Below are 16,904 nucleotides of genomic sequence, written 5' to 3'. Positions count from 1 at the left end.
TGTTCACAATCTTGTCTATTATATCACATGTTTTTTGGTCACGCACCGTGGATGGTCCTAGTTTCTTTTACCCTAATCAGGGAGTGGTGAACTGCTTTTTCCACAGATCGCTTTCACTGATCCTGAAACCGATCCTTAGCCGGTCTGGCAGCATAACGTCCCCCGTAGTTTCCAGATCCTGCAGTGAGTGCAGTGTCCATTCTGTCCTTCTGATATCTCCTGCCAGCAGCATACGTCGGCTGCCGATCCACTTATCCTCAGCGATGATCCGAAGGAGAAGCTGGTTAACATTGGTGGTATCCTGAAATGCAAAAGAAATGGCAAGTGCCATATCCTTGTAAATCTGCTGAGGCTCGAGATCATTACTGGTGACCCGCAGGTCCAATGATAGAACACTATTGTTCCAGCCGACATTATCAATCGTCAGTGTAAACGGCAAAGCACCCAGCAAATCTACGAGGTTGTTCTCATTAAGCGTTCTGGACTTATCGCCTCTAAAGGTCTCTACCACACCAGGCCCCTGCCGCATGACGGAATCCAGGTCTGCCAGCCTTGGCAGCACCACAGCAGATGCTGCGCTAAGCAGCAGTACAGCTCCTACCCACCATGCCCGCTCCATGGAACTTCCCCCTCAATTTCAGCGTAACCGCGCCATTGTATCTTTATACGGATTGTTATGACAACGTAATTCGTAATATCTGCTTCGGGTTTATGCCCATAACTCTTACTTCAGTTATATTTCAAAAAAAAGCAGGCTATGCCTGCTTTTCAGCTTTCACTTTCCAATTGTCCGTGCTTCGTGAATATTTCAGCTTTACCACGTATTTTCATCGCCGAGGTATGGTCGGTGAATTGTGCGATCAGAACCTCGCCCTTGTCCAGCTTTTCCGTATGGTGAAACCGGGTGTCGTGCCCTCGGGTCAACCCAATTACCTGTACCCCGTTTTCTTTCGCCTTGACCACAATGTAATCACTGCCAGTGGAAGCGGTACTGCCGGAATTATTGTTCATGCCCATCATTGTTCCTCCTCTGAATGAATTGGAATATCCCGGATATGCCCTTCAAAAAACAAATGCCGCCTTGAAGGGCGGCATAATTGTCTAAATGATTGATGATGTAAGTATGTAGAAATCTTTATTTGATTCCGTCTTTAAGCGCTTTGCCGGGTTTGAATGCCGGAACTTTGCTGGAAGGAATTTCGATTTCTTCACCGGTTTGTGGATTACGACCTTTACGTGCGGAACGCTCGCGCACTTCAAAGTTACCAAATCCAACCAATTGCACTTTGTCACCGCCTTGTAGTGCTCCTGTGATCGCTTCGAACACAGCATCTACAGCTTTAGTAACATCCTTCTTGGGAAGCTCAGTTGCTTCCGTTACCGCGTTGATCAAATCTGATTTGTTCATGTCTTCTCACCTCCCCGTCCAATCTGTCTCAATATCACTCACTGTTTCCGTTTCAGCGTAAAATATACGTGATAATCCCGCTACTAGCAAGACTTTGGTGCCCAATCGCCCCTGAAGCGCAACAAACTTATAGTAATACAGCCTATCCATAATTTCAAGGCGTTACTTAAAAAAGAGCAGAAAGTAGTATCTTTCCCCGTAAAAACAACTGATTTTCCAGACCTATTGTAACGTAAATAGCACTATTAAACGCAAAAACCGGAAAGCCGCCGTTACTTCCGGTGACTTTCCGATAGAATTGAAAGGGGTAACTCGCCCCATTTTCCTTATAGAATTATTGCGATTAAACCGCCCGAGCCTTCATTAATAATCCGTCCCAGGGTTTCTTGAAGCTTGTAACGGGCATTATCCGGCATCATGGCTATCTTGCCTTGGATGCCTTCACGAACGATGGAATGAAGTGATCTTCCGAAGATATCAGACTCCCAGATCTTGATCGGATCGTTCTCGAAATCCTGCATCAGATAACGTACCAGCTCTTCGCTTTGTTTCTCCGTACCGATGATTGGCGAGAATTCCGACTCGACATCTACTCGGATCATGTGAATGGACGGGGCAGTTGCTTTCAATCTGACCCCGAAACGAGAGCCCTGCCGGATCAGTTCAGGCTCATCCAAAGCCATTTCCGCAAGTGAAGGTGCGGCAATACCGTAACCGGTTGTCTTAACCATCTCGAGAGCTTCTGAGAAACGGTCATATTCCCGTTTAGCATGCGAGAATTCCTGCATCAGCTGCAGCAGATGATCCTTGCCGCGGATCTCTACCCCAACCACTTCCATTAGCACCTGATCATAGAGCTCTTCCGGTGCGTACAGGTCAATTTCAGCCACACCCTGGCCCATATTCATTCCGCTGAGGCCGGCACGGTCAATGAAATCGTATTCCGTGAACTGCGCCACCAGCCGGTCAACATCGCGTAAGCGGCGGATATCCTTAACCGTATCCCGAACTGAATTCTCGTAGCTGCTGCGCAGCCAGTGGTTCTCATCCAGCACCATAACCCAGCTTGGAAGATTAACATTGACCTCATGAACAGGAAATTCATAGAGAACCTCTCTTAAAACACCGGTTACATCATCTTCGCTCATGCTAGCTGCACTAAGAGTCATAACTGGAATATCATACTTGGCGGCCAATTCACCGCGCAGAATCTGTGCTTCCTCACTGCGGGGACGGGTGGAGTTAATCACTAGAACGAACGGCTTGCCGACTTCCTTCAGCTCGGCGATCACACGCTCCTCGGAATCCACATAAGAGCTGCGCGGGATTTCAGCGATCGTTCCGTCGGTAGTGACTACGACACCAAGTGTAGAGTGCTCCTGTATCACTTTTCTTGTGCCGATTTCAGCCGCTTCCTGAAATGGAATTGGCTCTTCAAACCACGGAGTTGAAATCATACGTGGTCCGTTCTCATCTTCGTAGCCTTTAGCGCCGTCAACGGCGTAGCCTACACAATCCACCAGCCGTACATTTACCTCAAGTCCCTCCGCCACTTTGATTTGAACGGCGTTGTTAGGGACAAATTTAGGCTCGGTTGTCATGATGGTTTTACCTGCTGCGCTTTGAGGAAGCTCATCAATCGCCCGAATGCGGTCGGATTCACTAGTGATGTTGGGCAATACAATGGTTTCCATAAATCGTTTAATGAATGTTGATTTCCCCGTGCGGACAGCGCCGACGACTCCAAGATAGATGTCTCCGCCGGTTCGCTCGGCAATGTCCTTGAAAATATCCACTTTTTCCAAAAGAGATCCCCTCCTCATATACTTCCGAAGAAAAAATGCCTGAAGAGCATCGACTTCGCGTTCCGCCGGGTCATGACCCTTGCAGGACATTACCGGACTTGTTGTATGTCCGCGCTAAACCCCGAATGCTCGGACATGCATTTGGACTAGTATCATCATATGTATCCAGAATGAATTTATGACCTGCCTTACGCATTTTGATTATTGATTTCCCAATAAAGAATCTGCGCACCGCAAATGTCCGGCATCCGGAAGCTCTCTCATCAAGCATATGAGGACGGGGTTTTGAAAAGAACTACGAAATATCCGTTAATATATAAAAAAACGCCTTTCTTCACCTGGAGCTTTCCTCCATTTGAACAAAGGCGATATTGATGGATGGACATTCAATTCGGAGCCTGAGGCACCGGCTGACTATTGATCCAATGGTAAGGCAAAGATTTAACCGGAACAAAGTAGGATGCCTGCTCCAATTGAATCCTAAGGTCAGTACCCTCCTCAGGGACAACTTCATTCTTGTCGATAGCCGCCATAATATCAAAAGCATAGTCGACATAGACATTACCACTCTTATCCACCAAATACGGAATGGATTGACCGGAATAGATACTTTCCAGCTCACCGGAGATGCCGCCAGCCTTCCTGGAATCTATACTGAACAAACCCGGGTACAGTTCGTCACCAGACGGAAGCCCACCTTGATGTGCGGCTTTATAACGCTGAACTTTAAGCTGAATATCATTTACCTTCTGGACAGTGATTAGATCCATTACCTTAACTTCAGGATCGGTCTCCTCATTTAAAAGCAGAAAGTATACACTCCCCCCCATTTCGAATGCTGTGGAAGGAATCTCATCGATATACCCTTTTTTGCGCAGCAGATCGAGATCAATCCGGAATTTCTCGTACCGGGGAGTGGATGTATCCGCATTAAGGATCGGCAGCAGTCCCACTTCCTTCTGATAATCGTCTACCGCAGATTGAATCCGCTGGATACTCTCCCTGTAGCTTACATTATTTGAATGGCTATTAGCCTCTGGATACAGACAGCTGGAGAGCATACAGGCAAAGGAGATCAGCACAATCGGCATCATTATCATTCTTAGCTGTTGAATAGGCTTATTCAGGCGCGTCACTCTCTTCTGATCCCTCCGTATCGATATTTCACAGGTCTACCAGAGTTCTTCCTCCCCGCCCCGTCTGGCTGCTTCCAGTCTGCGGCGGACCGCAGCTTTAAGCGGATCTTCAGGGACAATGACTGTAACATCATTGAGAATAGCGGTTTGGCAGGCAAGCCTTACACCCTTTTGAAGGAGACTACCCAGCTTGCGACGTTCAACTTCTCCCGGCGGGCGCACCGATTGCTCCTCTGTGATTTCCACAGTCACCTTGCACATCAGGCACCCAGCTTTACCACCGCATCGCGTAGAAATTGTCAGACCTGCTCTGCGGGCTGCCTCCAGCACTGTAACACCACTTGGTACTGTCGCACTTCGTCCGTCTGGCAGGAATACCGCCGTAACTCCCTTATGCGTTCTCATGTTGTCCCTGTCCCTTTCTATACATGAAGCAATGGAGTCTCCATTAAATCTTCAAATTGAGTGATGTGTTCAAGCTCCAGTGAATTGCGTTTAATTAAAGATTGTAATAATGGCAGATGCTTTGTTTTATTTGCTCTCATTACGGATGCAATCCGTTCATAACGGTCTCTCCGGCCACGAAGGACATTAAATACAAACTCATGAGCCAGCGGCATCAGCCGGAAGCACCCTAAATTTTCAACAATTTGAACCGGTGCATCCATAAGCAGCAGATTTGTCTCTACAGTATATCGTGATTGACCGCAGCAAATCCTAAAGCCGCTGACCAAATCCACAGGATAAGCGCCGATCCGGTAATGACTCATGAGTGAGTAGCAACCGCGGCTCCAGTCCTCCGCCGGCTTGTCCAGCGCCCACCCGCTTAATGCCCCGTGAAGAACATGGGCTTCACCTAAATCTGAATATAGATCGATATCTCGGGGCTCAGCAGTTAGGGGGACACCATGCAGAAGCAGCCCGCAGCTCCCTCCCAGCAGCCATAAAGGTGGATCTTCTTCTTGTTCAAAGCTTAGCAGCCTACTTAAACTTCCCAATGCTTCACGCAGTTCGATTGGCATATGTATTCCAGCCATCGGCACACGCTCCATTTCAGCAAAATTGGAGTACGATCGTTAAGCTGAAGGTTTCACTTAGAAGTAAGTTTTGTTTCTTGCGGTTATGGAGCCTGTGTTGTTGAGAACAGCCTGACAGGCCAGCCGGTACCCTTCCTCCAGCTCTTCCGGATCTAAACGCAGCTCCTCAGCTTTCGTAGGCCTTCCCAGATTCTCTGCTCCCGATTCGATATAACACCGGCATCTGGCGCAGGTACCGCGTGTACAGAGATTCTGAAAGTCCACGCCATTCTCCAGGGCATGCTCAAGCAATGTCTTCCCCACACGAGGAGTAACCTGCTTGGTAATGCTTCTCCCTTGCAATGTAAGCAATGTCTCCATGTCTGCCGCCTTCCAGGATATCAACATTTAATGCAACTCTTACATAATGGATGCGATTCCACCCAGCAACCCGATAATCATGATCACGAAAGCAACTAGCGACAGCATTAATCTAACCAGTCCTTTGGTCCGGCTGCGTGCGAAAGTAATCAAAAAAACAGATATTCCCATGATCAGAATCGCAATCAGGGACAACCACATTTTTGTCATCGGATCCACGTCTGTTCTCCCCCATCAGCATGCTGTATTGGCAACATTATAGCATTCATACCGCAAAAAAAAAGAGCAAAAGCAGCGAAGCCATTACGCTCCACCACTTTGCTCTTAACTTTGAATGCTCCGAACTATTTTTTCAGCATCATTTTCATCAGCATTTCCATTGTACCGGTATTTGCTCCGCCTTTTTTAACCGTATTGACAATCTCCTGTATCGTCTCTTCGCTCACAGGCACTTTCGCCATCGCTGACACCTGTTTGATCAACTGGCGGAGCTGGGTTTCATTCTGGGTTGTTCCCGGCTTGACCGTACTGGCCAGCTTTTTGATGGCGCCTTCGGAAATGTTCTTGCCCACCTTTTTATTAATGGCGCTGAGTGCATCCTTGGGTATATTTTTGCTCACCTTTCATCCCTCCTCCGTCAATCCCCAATACAACATATGAGGATTTCAGGTAAAAGGTGAAAAAGCTCAGGAATGCCACTGCTCCCATGTCTCCTGTGAAATGGCTTCCATTTCTGTCTTCCGGTCACGACCCATCAGTGCTTCCACGGCGTTTCGGGGACTTCTTCCCTGAAACAGCACATGGTAGATCTGATCGGTGATTGGCATCTGGACACCGAGTTCGGCAGAAATTGCATAGGCAGCCTGGGTTGTACGAATGCCTTCCACGACCATACCCATAGAGTCAAGCACATCCTGAAGCGGTTTGCCTTTACCCAGCATGGAGCCTGCCCGCCAATTTCTGCTGTGCTGGCTGGTAGCTGTAACCACAAGATCACCTATACCCGCAAGTCCCGAGAAAGTTAGCGGATTGGCGCCCATTTCGACACCGACCCGGGAAATTTCCGCTAGTCCGCGTGTAAGCAGAGCTGCCTTGGCATTATCCCCAAACCCGAGACCGTCCGACAGCCCGGCACCTAAGGCAATAATGTTCTTAAGTGCTCCTGCAAGCTCAACACCAATTAGGTCACGATTCGTATACACCCGAAAATCATTATTAATGAAGAGTTCCTGGGCTGCCTCCGCAGCCGCATCGTTAGGAGAGGCAACCACAACCGTTGTAGGACAGTGGCGGACCACTTCCTCCGCATGGCTGGGTCCAGAAAGCACAACAATATTACTCTCTGATATGCCGAGTTCTTCAGAGATTACGGTCGACATCCGCTTCATTGTTTCGGTTTCAAAGCCTTTGGTCGCATGCACACACAGCATGTCTTCCCGCCAATACTTCTTCAGGGAGCCTGCAATTTGCCGCATTCCTGAAGAAGGAGCAACAATCACCACTGCCTTCGAACCGGCTACAGCCAGCTCCATATCCGTTGTAGCAATAATGTTGGAAGCCAGTTGAATCTCAGGCAGATAGTGATGATTGGTATGGGAACCATTAATCTCCGCGGCCTGTTCAGGATTTCGCGTCCAAAGATAAACTTCCGAGTGGTTGGAGGCAAGCACAGTGGCCAGCGCAGTTCCCCAACTGCCCGCGACCAGTACGGTAACTTTATCAGACAACGCGGTTTCCTCCTTTAGCCTTGGAACCGATTTTATTCTCACGGCCCTCAAGGATCTTCACGATATTGGTGCGGTGCCGCCAGAAGGCAAACACAGCAATCAGAATACTGCAGAGTAGAACCGGAATCTCATATCCCCCGGCAAGAACCATAAATACTGGTGTCAACACAACAAAAATAAGTGAACCCAGTGAAACATAACGGGTAATCACAATGGAGACGATCGCAACAATTCCAGCAATTAATGCAGGCCAAAAACATAATGTTGCCATCACGCCGATTGTCGTGGCGATTCCCTTACCTCCCCGGAAATGAAAGTAAAGTGGCCAATTGTGGCCTATAATCGCCGCGATGCCGCAGGCTGCTGCAATCCAAGATCCCCAGCCGTCGGCCCAGGTGCCTAACCATACTGCAGCAATTCCCTTCAACACATCCAATAACAGCACCGTAATTGCGGGTCCCTTCCCCAGAATCCGCAATGTATTCGTAGCACCAGCATTTCCGCTGCCGTATTGACGGATATCAATTCCTTTTAAAAGCTTGGCAAGCAGTACGCTGAAGCTGACAGAGCCTAGCAAATAACTTGCAATGATAACCAGAAGTCGTTCAAGCGCCACAGTGATTCTCCCCTAACCCTCGTCGGATTTACGCCGCGTAAAGATACGAATCGGCGTCCCTTCAAAATTAAACGCTGCGCGGATTTTATTCTCCAGGTAACGTTCGTAGGAGAAATGCATCAGCGACGGATCGTTAACAAACACCACAATCGTAGGCGGCTTAACCGCGACCTGTGTAACATAGTTAATGCGCAGACGTCGGCCTTTATCCGTTGGCGGAGGATTGATAGCTACTGCATCAGACACTACATCATTAACCAAGTGAGTCGTAATACGCAGAGCATGTTGCTGGGCGACATGCTGCACTACTGGAAGCAGCTTTTGCAGACGTTGTTTAGTTAATGCAGACAGGAAGACTACAGGCGCATAGGTCATAAACAAGAAATGGTCACGGATATTATTTTCGAAGTTCTGCATGGTCTTGTCGTCTTTTTCAACTGCATCCCATTTGTTGACCACGAAGATTGCCGCTTTACCCGCGTCATGCGCATATCCTGCGATATGCTTGTCTTGATCAATGATACCTTCTTCACCGTTAATCACTACGAGTACTACATCAGCGCGTTCGATGGCACGCATAGCACGCATCACGCTGTATTTCTCCGTAGTCTCATAGACCTTGCCTTTTTTACGCATGCCGGCAGTATCAATCAGTACATACCGCTGGCCGTCACGTTCGAAAGGAGTATCAATTGCATCGCGTGTGGTTCCAGCTACGTCACTGACAATTACACGTTCTTCCCCCAGAATCGCGTTCACCAGGGAGGACTTGCCGACATTCGGACGTCCGATCAGCGCTACCCGGATCACATCTTCGTCGTATTCCTCATCCTTTGGCTCAGGCAGACGCTCAGTAACCGCATCCAGTAGATCACCAAGTCCTGTGCCGTGGCTGCCGGAGATGCCAATCGGATCACCAAACCCAAGGCTGTAGAACTCATAAATATCATCGGAACGCCGCATATTATCCACCTTATTGATGGCTAATACAACCGGTTTGCCGGAGCGGAACAGGATTTGAGCTACTTCTTCGTCTGAGTTCGTAAGTCCTGCTTTCGCCTCGCACATAAAGATGATGACATCTGCTTCATTAATCGCTAGTTCAGCCTGAACCCGAATCGATTTCAGAATAAAATCTTCACCATCAATTTCAATACCACCGGTATCAATAACGCTAAATGACTTGCCGTTCCAGTCCGATACCCCGTAAATCCGGTCACGGGTAATTCCCGGCTTGTCTTCTACAATGGCCAATCTATCACCAATCAGCCGATTAAATATCGTCGATTTCCCGACATTTGGCCTCCCTACAATCGCCACAACGGGCCTTGCCATATTCATTCCTCCTGTCATTCTTACGATTCTCATCATAGCAAAAAATATTTCAAATGGCTAACATTGCCGGTTACCGGCAGCTCCGCAAAAACACAATCGGCGAACCCCCGAATTGAGGGTCCGCCGATTACTTTACCCGTATGTTTGGTAAGGGATTAGTTATTACCCTTGAATTTGTCCAGCTTGTCGCCGAAACGTTCAGCCAGTGTGAAGCTAAGACCTTCATTGCTGAGTGAAACGTTAGGATTGTTCAGCACTTCTTTAGGAGCTTTGTCTCTGCTGTTCGACCGTTCTGGTCTTGGAGCAGGTGCAGGAGCTTCTTCTGTTTCTTTAATGCTGAGGCTAACACGTTTTTCAGAAGGGTTGAAGTCCAGAACTTTCACTTGAACCTCTTGTCCTTCTTTCAGTACTTCGTGCGGTGTACCGATATGTTTGTGGGAAATTTGGGAAATGTGTACAAGTCCTTCAACACCCGGAAGCAATTCAACGAATGCACCGAAGTTAACCAGACGTTTAACTTCACCTGTAACGATATCACCAATGTTGATTTTATCGCCGGCAGAGTCCCAAGGACCTGGTGCAGCAGCTTTGATGCTCAGGCTGATTTTGCCCTTTTCAGGATCAACTTTAAGAACCTTCACACGTACTTTGTCGCCTTCGGATACAACGTCGGATGGTTTATCCACGTGGTTCCAAGCGATTTCGGATACATGCACCAGTCCGTCAACACCGCCAACATCAACAAATGCGCCGAATTGGGTCAAACGTTGTACAGTTCCTTCAATAATTTGTCCTTCGGAAAGCTCGGACATAATTTTAACCTTGTTTGCTTCGAATTCTTCTTCAAGAACTTCTTTAGCAGAAAGGATAACCTTGCTGTTCTCACGATCCAGTTCTTTCACTTTGACGCGAAGAGTGCGTCCTTTGTAATCGCTGAAATCTTCAACAAAATGACGCTCAACCATGGAAGCCGGAATAAATCCGCGTGCGCCTACATCAGCTACCAGACCGCCTTTTACAACGTCTGCAACGGTAACTTCAAAGGTTTCTTGGGAAGCAAAGAATTTCTCAAGATCCTCCCAAGATTTTTCGCTGTCGATCGCACGTTTGGAGAGTACAAGGCTTTCCTTGTTGTCGTTGATGCTAACAACCTTGCATTCCACTTCTTGTCCAACTTCAACTGCTTCAGCCGCGTTGTCCAATTGTACGGAAGACAATTCGCGAATCGGAATCACGCCGTCGTATTTATATCCAATGCTTACATAAGCTTGGTTATCTTCGATTTTGACGATCGTTCCTTTCACGGTGTCGCCCTTTTTCACGGAAACGATAACTTCCAAATCCTCTTGACTTGCCGATTCTTCTTCATTACCGGCAACTTCAGCCACAGGTGATTCAACAGTTTCCGTAGTTTCTGCAGTCTCGTTGTTCTCAACATTCTCTGCAGCTTCCTGGTTTCTAATTTCTTCAGACATGTGATTACCCTCCTCGATTCAAAACCCCATTTATTTAAACCTGCGTATAGCAGAGTTCAAAACAAGCCCACCCTTCAGAAGCAGGCAGCAATCCATTTGAATAGTATGTTCCAAAATATAGCGGCTATGCCGTAATTTACACTTACATATTACTTACTGCTAGGTTTGCCGCTTGCGAGCATCTCACGGATTCGATCCATGATCACATCAGTTACAGCTTCCAGCGATTCACTGCCGGCACCTGCAAATTCACTGAGATCAATTGGTGCTCCGTAGATAATAGTCATCCGGCGAAAAAGCTTGTAGCGCCCGATGATTGCAGCCGGAACAACAGCAGCACCACTGCGAAGTGCAAAACTCGCTGCACCCTTCTTGGCCACCCCAACATCAGAGTTCCGCGTACCTTCCGGGAAAATTCCCATCACGTCGCCGCCGCGAAGTGTTTGTAACGCCGTTTTAATGGATTCCTTGCTTACGCCACCGCGTTTCACAGGAAATGCGCCCAATTGTCTGACAAGCCAGCCAAGGACGGGAACGGTGAACAGTTCCGCTTTAGCCATATATTTCACTTGACGTTTCAGCTTGATGCCCATTGTGATGGGATCCAGCAGGCTAATGTGATTCGCGCAGAGCAGCACTCCGCCTTCTTTCGGCACATTCTCCCTGCCCACAACTTTAAGCGGGAAAATAATAGCGTAAATACAGCGCAGCAATCCTCGGCAAATAACATAAATCATAAATGATTTCTCTCCCCGTCAACATGAGCTCGGCAGTATGACACTATAGCATCCACAACTTGATGGATATTCATCGACGTCGTGTCCAGAAGAATAGCATCTTCTGCACGGCGAAGCGGCGAAATTTCCCGACTCTCATCAAGCCGGTCACGCTCGGCGATATCTTTCTCAAGCTGTTCCAGCGTTACTGTCTCCCCTTCACTCAATTCCTTGTAACGGCGGAGCGCCCGTTCTTCAACGCTTGCCGTCATGAATATTTTCACTTCGGCATCCGGCAGCACGGTTGTACCTATGTCGCGGCCATCCATAACTACTCCCTTACGTAACGCCATCTGGCGCTGCAAATGACTAAGTCTGGATCTTACGCCTTCCAATTTGGAATACTGCGACACGAGGCTGTTAACCTTAAGACTGCGAATATACGGGGTTACATCCTCCCCATTAATCAGCACCTTCTGCACATCTTTCTCCGGTATTAATTCAATCACCATATCGTGCACCTTTTGACACACCAAATCGTAATTTTCCGGCTCGATGCCTTTACGGATCATATACCAGGTTATTGCCCGGTACATCGCTCCCGTATCAACATAGATATAAGACAGCTGCTGTGCTACCAATCGGGCTACGGTGCTCTTTCCTGCCCCAGCAGGTCCGTCGATGGCGACGTTAATTCTGTCGTTAATATGTGTACCCTGCCTATCCAACGGGGCATTCCTCCTCAAGAAAAAAGCAGGCATTGCCTGCGACTTTTAAAATTATACCACAGTTTGTACGTCAGTGCAAAAGCGCACACTGTAAAAAAATATTAAAAACAGAGCTTTACCGGTTCCGAAAATCAAACTGGCGCTCAAAACAGTACCGGATTATTTTTTGCCGCTCACTATCAGAAATAGAGGCGAATTTCAGCATGATTAAATTTTTTTTATTCTCCAACGTTTTGACCCTGACAACTTCACCTTCAAAATTAACATGCTCCATACTTCCGTTGCGGTAAGGGATAAGAAGCCAGCATGACAACTTGTCATTGGTCACTAACCGGACACCGGGGTCTGCAATAAACGCGACTCCCCCGCCTCCTACATCATCAGTCCGTACAAGAATGCGGCTCTCATTGCCAAGTTTGACTGCAAGCTCCAGTTCAGCGCTGACACGCAAGAAACTTCGTCTCTGTATTTTGAATATGGAATCCACAGCCGGCTTACGTACCCGTACCATCTTGATCACATCTTCTTTAAATCCGAGCACATGGGTATAAAAATAATTTTTGATACCGCCTTCACTCATGAAATATACAGAAAGCTCGTCCCCTACAAACAGCTTTTTGAGTCTGCCGTTACTCTCCTGCATCGGGATTTCAATTAAAAAAGAGTCGTCCTCCAGCTCGGCAATTCGTGATCTGTATTCAATTTCTGCCTCAGATGCGTCACTTGAAGCAATTTGAATGTACAAATAGTCATTTATTTTCGGATACAAGCTTTTCACCGCCACATATGTATTGAGGTAATCTATCGATCATTATAACATGGCAGGAGCTGACTCAGTTATAAATAATAACAGTTCAATAATTACTGCAACATGCCTAAAAGGACAACACCCGGAGGATGTGCCCTTGGCCAAAGCATTACATCAATTGAACTCCGCTCACATCTCGTATCACTGGGAGGAAGTTCGTATCTCCTCAACTGCTTCTTCATTGCCATCTGTAGCATTTAAAAAAATGCGATACTGGGAGCCGTTAATTTTGCCGCCGAATTCGTAGGTAAGGAGCTCCTGGGCGTCTTCATTTTCGATCCATGCCATCCGGTTATACATCTCTTTAAACTCCGGATTGAGTTTCTTTTTGGCCTCTGACAGGCTCAAACCCGGCTTCGGTATCACACGCTTGTCCTTATGCTCGTTCACATAGTCGCTGGCTTGCAATCCTGTAACCTCGCCAGTATCCAATCCTACCCGGACAGTCATTTTTTCCGGATAGATCAGCACGGAATCCTGTTCCGTCACAAAGGTCAGATTCCCCATGTTATCAAAACGGTCTGCCCGGACGGCAGTCATATGCGGATACCCCTTTTGTTCGAGAAACTGTTGGGCTTTGTTTACCGCTTCCTTCATGGAAACCCGGGCAGGCCCGGTCTCTCTGTTATCCGTATAAGAGATCAGGCGACCTCCATTCTTAGTGAAATCCATACTAATCGGAGCCTTTTTGTTCGATCCGGCGACAGTGGCAGTGTATGATTCCCACTCTGTGCCTTTACCATTCTCTCGCACATCAATTTGCGCACCGCTTCCAGCTTCTGCGAACCGTGCCGCCTTGGCTTTGATATCCTCAACTGAAACCGGTGACCCTCCAAGTTTCTTAACCGTACGCTTGTCATAAATGCTGGCTACAGAAGGTCCCCAATCCAGTTCAGGATACTCAGACACCCTCTTATCTACTGTCTTAAATCCGTCGATGATGGTGTTATCCTTCGCCTCCTCCTCTGTTGCCAGGGCTGATTCCACATCCATCCAGCGCAGGCGGTTTTCAATTACTTTGTTCTGAACTTTCTGCAGATCCTTGGAGATCTCACCCGAGTTTTTATAAAGCTCCTTTAAATTCTTCAATTCCCCGTCGGTCAAGGGCTTTTTCGTAAAATCACGTACTGCGGCTTTATAAGAGAAATTGGAAATCTTCGAAAGAAACTCTTCTGTTTCACTGAAAGGCAAGAGCGTAAGAGGAAGCTGGTTAATTTCATTTTGTGCCTCACTGGTAAGGCGCCAAACGTTAACCAACCCTTTGCGGTGCACCCCATTCGAACTTGAATTCACCGCAAGGGTATTGCCCAGCTCTCCATGAAGACGCTCCACATGATAAGACAGATCATGGAAAGCCCGTTGATACTGATTCTCTGCTTTGATCAGAATTGAATTCTTCTCCTGGTTCTCCTGATACCCCCACAATAACGCCCCTATCAGCAGCAGTGCAGTAACCGGAAACATTATGGCACTTAATCGTCTGTACATAAGGCTGCAAAACTCCCTTCCATTACTTATTGCCGTTAGTTTGACAATAACAATGGCGTCTTATGCACTCAAATCCCCGTCAGATCCGCTCTTCAATTTCGAAACCGCTGCTGTTGCTGCATAGGCACTGTTTGAAGCCCGTTTGAATCACACCCTGCTCTTTGTTTCCTCTTAATATGTAGGATTCGCCACACTGCTTGCAGACAATTCGGACTTTCACACGCAAAAAAAGACACCCTCCTCCTGACTGGAATTCCTTGTTCTCGGAACTACCCTTCAAGTGTAAGTGTGTCCATCTGAATTACAGGTTAATCTCTTCCTCCCGCTTCAAAAACCTGAAGGGTGAACGGTTGTTGGCCCTGGTAACCTTCCCCATGCCCCCATACCACAACACAGCCATAAGCGGAATAATGAACCATATCCAATAATTCGCGGTTGAATTTAGCAGGAAATCATAGATTCCATGCCACAGCCAAGGGAGAAACAACGATAGGAACAAAATCCAGCGCGTTCTAATCCCTTGTGAGAATTTCGCACGCCCCATATGGTATCCCATAACCACACCAAACATAGCATGTCCAGAAACAGGCAGCAGCGCACGAATCAGCATAGGGCCAAATGAAGCTTGGCTATACCAGGCGTACATCACATTCTCTATCGTTGCAAAGCCTAGCGAAATCGCTACGGCATATAGTATTCCATCGTATGGCTCATCAAACTCGGTATGATTGTAGATCATATGATACAGCACAAACCACTTCAGGCATTCCTCCACACCTGCCGAGATAAGAAAAGAACTGACATATGGGCCTCCATCCAAACCGAGTACCAGGCCTCTCTGAATAATCATTACCGGAAAAACAATCAAAAAGCCCAGCAAAAACACTTTAATCACCATATGAAGCGGCTCTTGATCATATTTGTCTTTCAAATAAAAATAAGTCAGCAAAGCGAGTCCCGGTGCTACTGCTGACGAAATGACCGATAACAAAAGCACCGAATAACCTCCCTGCACAGGCCGCTTACAGCGCCCGGATTACAAGCTATGGTCCCGCCGTGCCCAGGGCCGGAGATGATCCGGCCCGAAAGACGGCCTGTTGTTATTCTTGACGTTTAAAATGATTGCACAGCAGCTGTACCGCACTCTCCGGCATAACGACCTTACCATATTCACCAAGAACCGCCTCAGTTACGGGTGATGATTCACCAAATTCCGAAAGTACGGCAATAAGACCGAGCAGAGCCGGTTCCTCAAATTCCTTCGGATCGAAGTACAGGAACCATTTATCGTTATAAGAATACAGCTTTCCCTCGGAAGTAATATTGCCGATGAGCACATGAGCCGCTTCAACCAACATCTCGAAATCGCGGAATGCGTACACAATGGAGTCGCTTTGTTCAAGGGTAACTTCCATTTCGTAAATCTCTTCTGGCAATTCTTCTTCCCCGGTTACACCGTACTGATGGTGATCATATTTACCCCGAGTTACAATTACGACCATGCCTTGGGCGGGTAGAGCAAACACTTCAACGGCAAGCGGACCCGTTGCATCAAATCCCAGTTCACTATACGCCTGGTCCATCATTTCCGTAAAAAGATCGTGTACCTTAGGTACTTCCTGCCACATGTCTTCCTTCTGGATTCCCCGCTCGCTCAGGTCGTCAAAAGTGAGGAAAATCCGTATCTTATCTTGACTTAAACGCTCTATTCTCATGACAGGATCCTCCTTTGCAAGCTCAATTTATTATAATGTATGATGAGTCCCGAGTAATGAGCCAAAAATGGTTACTATGTATGTATGTTATCATTTCAAGAGGACAAATGCACGAAAATTAATATACAAAAAAAGAATCATTTTGGTGATAATTGCATCTCCAAAATGATTCTGAAGGAGCTGAATAAAGTTACAAACCCGGAATGGCGGTATGTGTCTCTTTCAGGATTTGTTCCACTTCATGCTTAACCTCAGGATTACTGCGGATAAAATCCTTCAGCATCTTCAGGTTAGACTCCTTTGACTTCACCGGAGATTCAGAATTGGTTTCATGTTTGCTGATATGGTTATTATTCTCTCCTGCGGTGGTACTTCCAAATCCGGTCGCTGCCATACCCATAATTTTGTCCTTGGCCTTCTCACCCATTACGCCGCTTGACAACCCCATAGAGGACATCATAGCTCTCCGTTTTTTGGACATCATCATACTTGCAGCCGCACCCATAACCACTCCAAATAAAAATGACGAAGTATTCACATCTCTAACCTC

At 47.3% G+C, this 16,904-nt stretch carries 22 protein-coding genes; all 22 read right to left on the bottom strand.

The window, feature by feature from the left end; genetic code table 11:
* Positions 1-76: 76 nt before the first annotated feature.
* Complete coding sequence (locus ACAN55_RS05425; protein WP_379129176.1) at positions 77-619, bottom strand: hypothetical protein; 543 nt, start codon at positions 617-619, stop codon at positions 77-79.
* Between the two features lie 149 nt (positions 620-768).
* Positions 769-1,017 carry a trp RNA-binding attenuation protein MtrB gene (gene mtrB, locus ACAN55_RS05420; protein ID WP_379129173.1) on the bottom strand — a complete coding sequence of 83 codons (249 nt, stop codon included), beginning with the start codon at positions 1,015-1,017 and terminating at the stop codon, positions 769-771.
* Positions 1,018-1,135: 118 nt separating this feature from the next.
* Positions 1,136-1,408 carry an HU family DNA-binding protein gene (locus tag ACAN55_RS05415; protein ID WP_036657196.1) on the bottom strand — a complete coding sequence of 91 codons (273 nt, stop codon included), beginning with the start codon at positions 1,406-1,408 and terminating at the stop codon, positions 1,136-1,138.
* Between the two features lie 326 nt (positions 1,409-1,734).
* Entirely contained in the window at positions 1,735-3,213 is a 1,479-nt protein-coding gene (gene spoIVA, locus ACAN55_RS05410) for a stage IV sporulation protein A (protein WP_379129169.1), read from the bottom strand.
* A 386-nt stretch (positions 3,214-3,599) separates the two neighbouring features.
* The gene (locus ACAN55_RS05405; RefSeq protein WP_379129167.1) at positions 3,600-4,313 is read right to left on the bottom strand and encodes a DUF3939 domain-containing protein; all 714 of its coding nucleotides are present in this window, start codon (positions 4,311-4,313) and stop codon (positions 3,600-3,602) included.
* Between the two features lie 72 nt (positions 4,314-4,385).
* Positions 4,386-4,754: a 2Fe-2S iron-sulfur cluster-binding protein gene (locus ACAN55_RS05400; protein ID WP_379129164.1), complete on the bottom strand. Its 369-nt coding sequence runs from the start codon at positions 4,752-4,754 to the stop codon at positions 4,386-4,388.
* A gap of 17 nt (positions 4,755-4,771) precedes the next feature.
* Positions 4,772-5,386, bottom strand: coding sequence for a hypothetical protein (locus tag ACAN55_RS05395; protein WP_379129161.1), 615 nt, complete (start codon positions 5,384-5,386; stop codon positions 4,772-4,774).
* A gap of 57 nt (positions 5,387-5,443) precedes the next feature.
* Positions 5,444-5,773 (bottom strand): 2Fe-2S iron-sulfur cluster-binding protein, encoded by a 330-nt coding sequence (locus tag ACAN55_RS05390; RefSeq protein WP_379129158.1) that lies wholly within the window; start codon positions 5,771-5,773, stop codon positions 5,444-5,446.
* Between the two features lie 12 nt (positions 5,774-5,785).
* Complete coding sequence (locus ACAN55_RS05385) at positions 5,786-5,956, bottom strand: DUF2768 family protein (RefSeq protein ID WP_379129843.1); 171 nt, start codon at positions 5,954-5,956, stop codon at positions 5,786-5,788.
* 134 nt (positions 5,957-6,090) lie between these two features.
* A complete protein-coding gene (locus ACAN55_RS05380) occupies positions 6,091-6,366 on the bottom strand; it encodes a stage VI sporulation protein F (RefSeq protein WP_379129156.1) in 276 nt (91 codons plus the stop codon).
* A gap of 66 nt (positions 6,367-6,432) precedes the next feature.
* Positions 6,433-7,473, bottom strand: coding sequence for an NAD(P)H-dependent glycerol-3-phosphate dehydrogenase (locus tag ACAN55_RS05375; protein ID WP_379129154.1), 1,041 nt, complete (start codon positions 7,471-7,473; stop codon positions 6,433-6,435).
* Positions 7,466-8,089 carry a glycerol-3-phosphate 1-O-acyltransferase PlsY gene (gene plsY, locus ACAN55_RS05370; RefSeq protein ID WP_379129151.1) on the bottom strand — a complete coding sequence of 208 codons (624 nt, stop codon included), beginning with the start codon at positions 8,087-8,089 and terminating at the stop codon, positions 7,466-7,468. Before plsY ends, ACAN55_RS05375 begins: the two co-directional genes overlap by 8 nt.
* Before the next feature lie 12 nt (positions 8,090-8,101).
* Positions 8,102-9,424 (bottom strand): ribosome biogenesis GTPase Der, encoded by a 1,323-nt coding sequence (der, locus tag ACAN55_RS05365; protein ID WP_379129147.1) that lies wholly within the window; start codon positions 9,422-9,424, stop codon positions 8,102-8,104.
* Between the two features lie 155 nt (positions 9,425-9,579).
* The gene (rpsA, locus tag ACAN55_RS05360; protein ID WP_379129144.1) at positions 9,580-10,899 is read right to left on the bottom strand and encodes a 30S ribosomal protein S1; all 1,320 of its coding nucleotides are present in this window, start codon (positions 10,897-10,899) and stop codon (positions 9,580-9,582) included.
* A 149-nt stretch (positions 10,900-11,048) separates the two neighbouring features.
* The gene (locus ACAN55_RS05355) at positions 11,049-11,636 is read right to left on the bottom strand and encodes a lysophospholipid acyltransferase family protein (RefSeq protein WP_379129142.1); all 588 of its coding nucleotides are present in this window, start codon (positions 11,634-11,636) and stop codon (positions 11,049-11,051) included.
* Positions 11,633-12,343: a (d)CMP kinase gene (gene cmk, locus ACAN55_RS05350; protein WP_379129139.1), complete on the bottom strand. Its 711-nt coding sequence runs from the start codon at positions 12,341-12,343 to the stop codon at positions 11,633-11,635. The genes ACAN55_RS05355 and cmk overlap by 4 nt, the downstream gene beginning before the upstream one ends.
* Positions 12,344-12,458: 115 nt before the next feature.
* On the bottom strand, positions 12,459-13,112 hold the full coding sequence (locus ACAN55_RS05345; RefSeq protein ID WP_379129136.1) for a flagellar brake protein: 654 nt from the start codon (positions 13,110-13,112) through the stop codon (positions 12,459-12,461).
* Between the two features lie 180 nt (positions 13,113-13,292).
* On the bottom strand, positions 13,293-14,639 hold the full coding sequence (ypeB, locus tag ACAN55_RS05340) for a germination protein YpeB (protein ID WP_379129134.1): 1,347 nt from the start codon (positions 14,637-14,639) through the stop codon (positions 13,293-13,295).
* Between the two features lie 79 nt (positions 14,640-14,718).
* Complete coding sequence (locus ACAN55_RS05335; RefSeq protein WP_379129132.1) at positions 14,719-14,865, bottom strand: hypothetical protein; 147 nt, start codon at positions 14,863-14,865, stop codon at positions 14,719-14,721.
* A 75-nt stretch (positions 14,866-14,940) separates the two neighbouring features.
* A complete protein-coding gene (prsW, locus tag ACAN55_RS05330) occupies positions 14,941-15,636 on the bottom strand; it encodes a glutamic-type intramembrane protease PrsW (RefSeq protein ID WP_379129130.1) in 696 nt (231 codons plus the stop codon).
* A gap of 103 nt (positions 15,637-15,739) precedes the next feature.
* Positions 15,740-16,354, bottom strand: coding sequence for a genetic competence negative regulator (locus ACAN55_RS05325; RefSeq protein ID WP_379129128.1), 615 nt, complete (start codon positions 16,352-16,354; stop codon positions 15,740-15,742).
* Positions 16,355-16,544: 190 nt separating this feature from the next.
* Entirely contained in the window at positions 16,545-16,892 is a 348-nt protein-coding gene (locus tag ACAN55_RS05320; RefSeq protein ID WP_379129125.1) for a hypothetical protein, read from the bottom strand.
* Positions 16,893-16,904 lie beyond the last annotated feature (12 nt).

Source organism: Paenibacillus oryziterrae, assembly GCF_042610485.1.
In the GTDB taxonomy this organism is placed as follows: domain Bacteria; phylum Bacillota; class Bacilli; order Paenibacillales; family Paenibacillaceae; genus Paenibacillus_AQ.
The sequence above is the reverse complement of the archived record's forward strand: the minus strand, read 5'-3'. Positions and strand labels throughout refer to the sequence as shown.

Coding starts and splice junctions, on each gene's coding strand:
- ACAN55_RS05425 (WP_379129176.1), bottom strand. CDS start 619: ATGGAGCGGGCATGGTGGGTAGGAGCTGTACTGCTGCTTAGCGCAGCA.
- mtrB (WP_379129173.1), bottom strand. CDS start 1,017: ATGGGCATGAACAATAATTCCGGCAGTACCGCTTCCACTGGCAGTGAT.
- ACAN55_RS05415 (WP_036657196.1), bottom strand. CDS start 1,408: ATGAACAAATCAGATTTGATCAACGCGGTAACGGAAGCAACTGAGCTT.
- ACAN55_RS05405 (WP_379129167.1), bottom strand. CDS start 4,313: ATGATAATGATGCCGATTGTGCTGATCTCCTTTGCCTGTATGCTCTCC.
- ACAN55_RS05400 (WP_379129164.1), bottom strand. CDS start 4,754: ATGAGAACGCATAAGGGAGTTACGGCGGTATTCCTGCCAGACGGACGA.
- ACAN55_RS05395 (WP_379129161.1), bottom strand. CDS start 5,386: ATGGCTGGAATACATATGCCAATCGAACTGCGTGAAGCATTGGGAAGT.
- ACAN55_RS05390 (WP_379129158.1), bottom strand. CDS start 5,773: ATGTTGATATCCTGGAAGGCGGCAGACATGGAGACATTGCTTACATTG.
- ACAN55_RS05385 (WP_379129843.1), bottom strand. CDS start 5,956: ATGACAAAAATGTGGTTGTCCCTGATTGCGATTCTGATCATGGGAATA.
- der (WP_379129147.1), bottom strand. CDS start 9,424: ATGGCAAGGCCCGTTGTGGCGATTGTAGGGAGGCCAAATGTCGGGAAA.
- rpsA (WP_379129144.1), bottom strand. CDS start 10,899: ATGTCTGAAGAAATTAGAAACCAGGAAGCTGCAGAGAATGTTGAGAAC.
- ACAN55_RS05355 (WP_379129142.1), bottom strand. CDS start 11,636: ATGATTTATGTTATTTGCCGAGGATTGCTGCGCTGTATTTACGCTATT.
- ypeB (WP_379129134.1), bottom strand. CDS start 14,639: ATGTACAGACGATTAAGTGCCATAATGTTTCCGGTTACTGCACTGCTG.
- ACAN55_RS05325 (WP_379129128.1), bottom strand. CDS start 16,354: ATGAGAATAGAGCGTTTAAGTCAAGATAAGATACGGATTTTCCTCACT.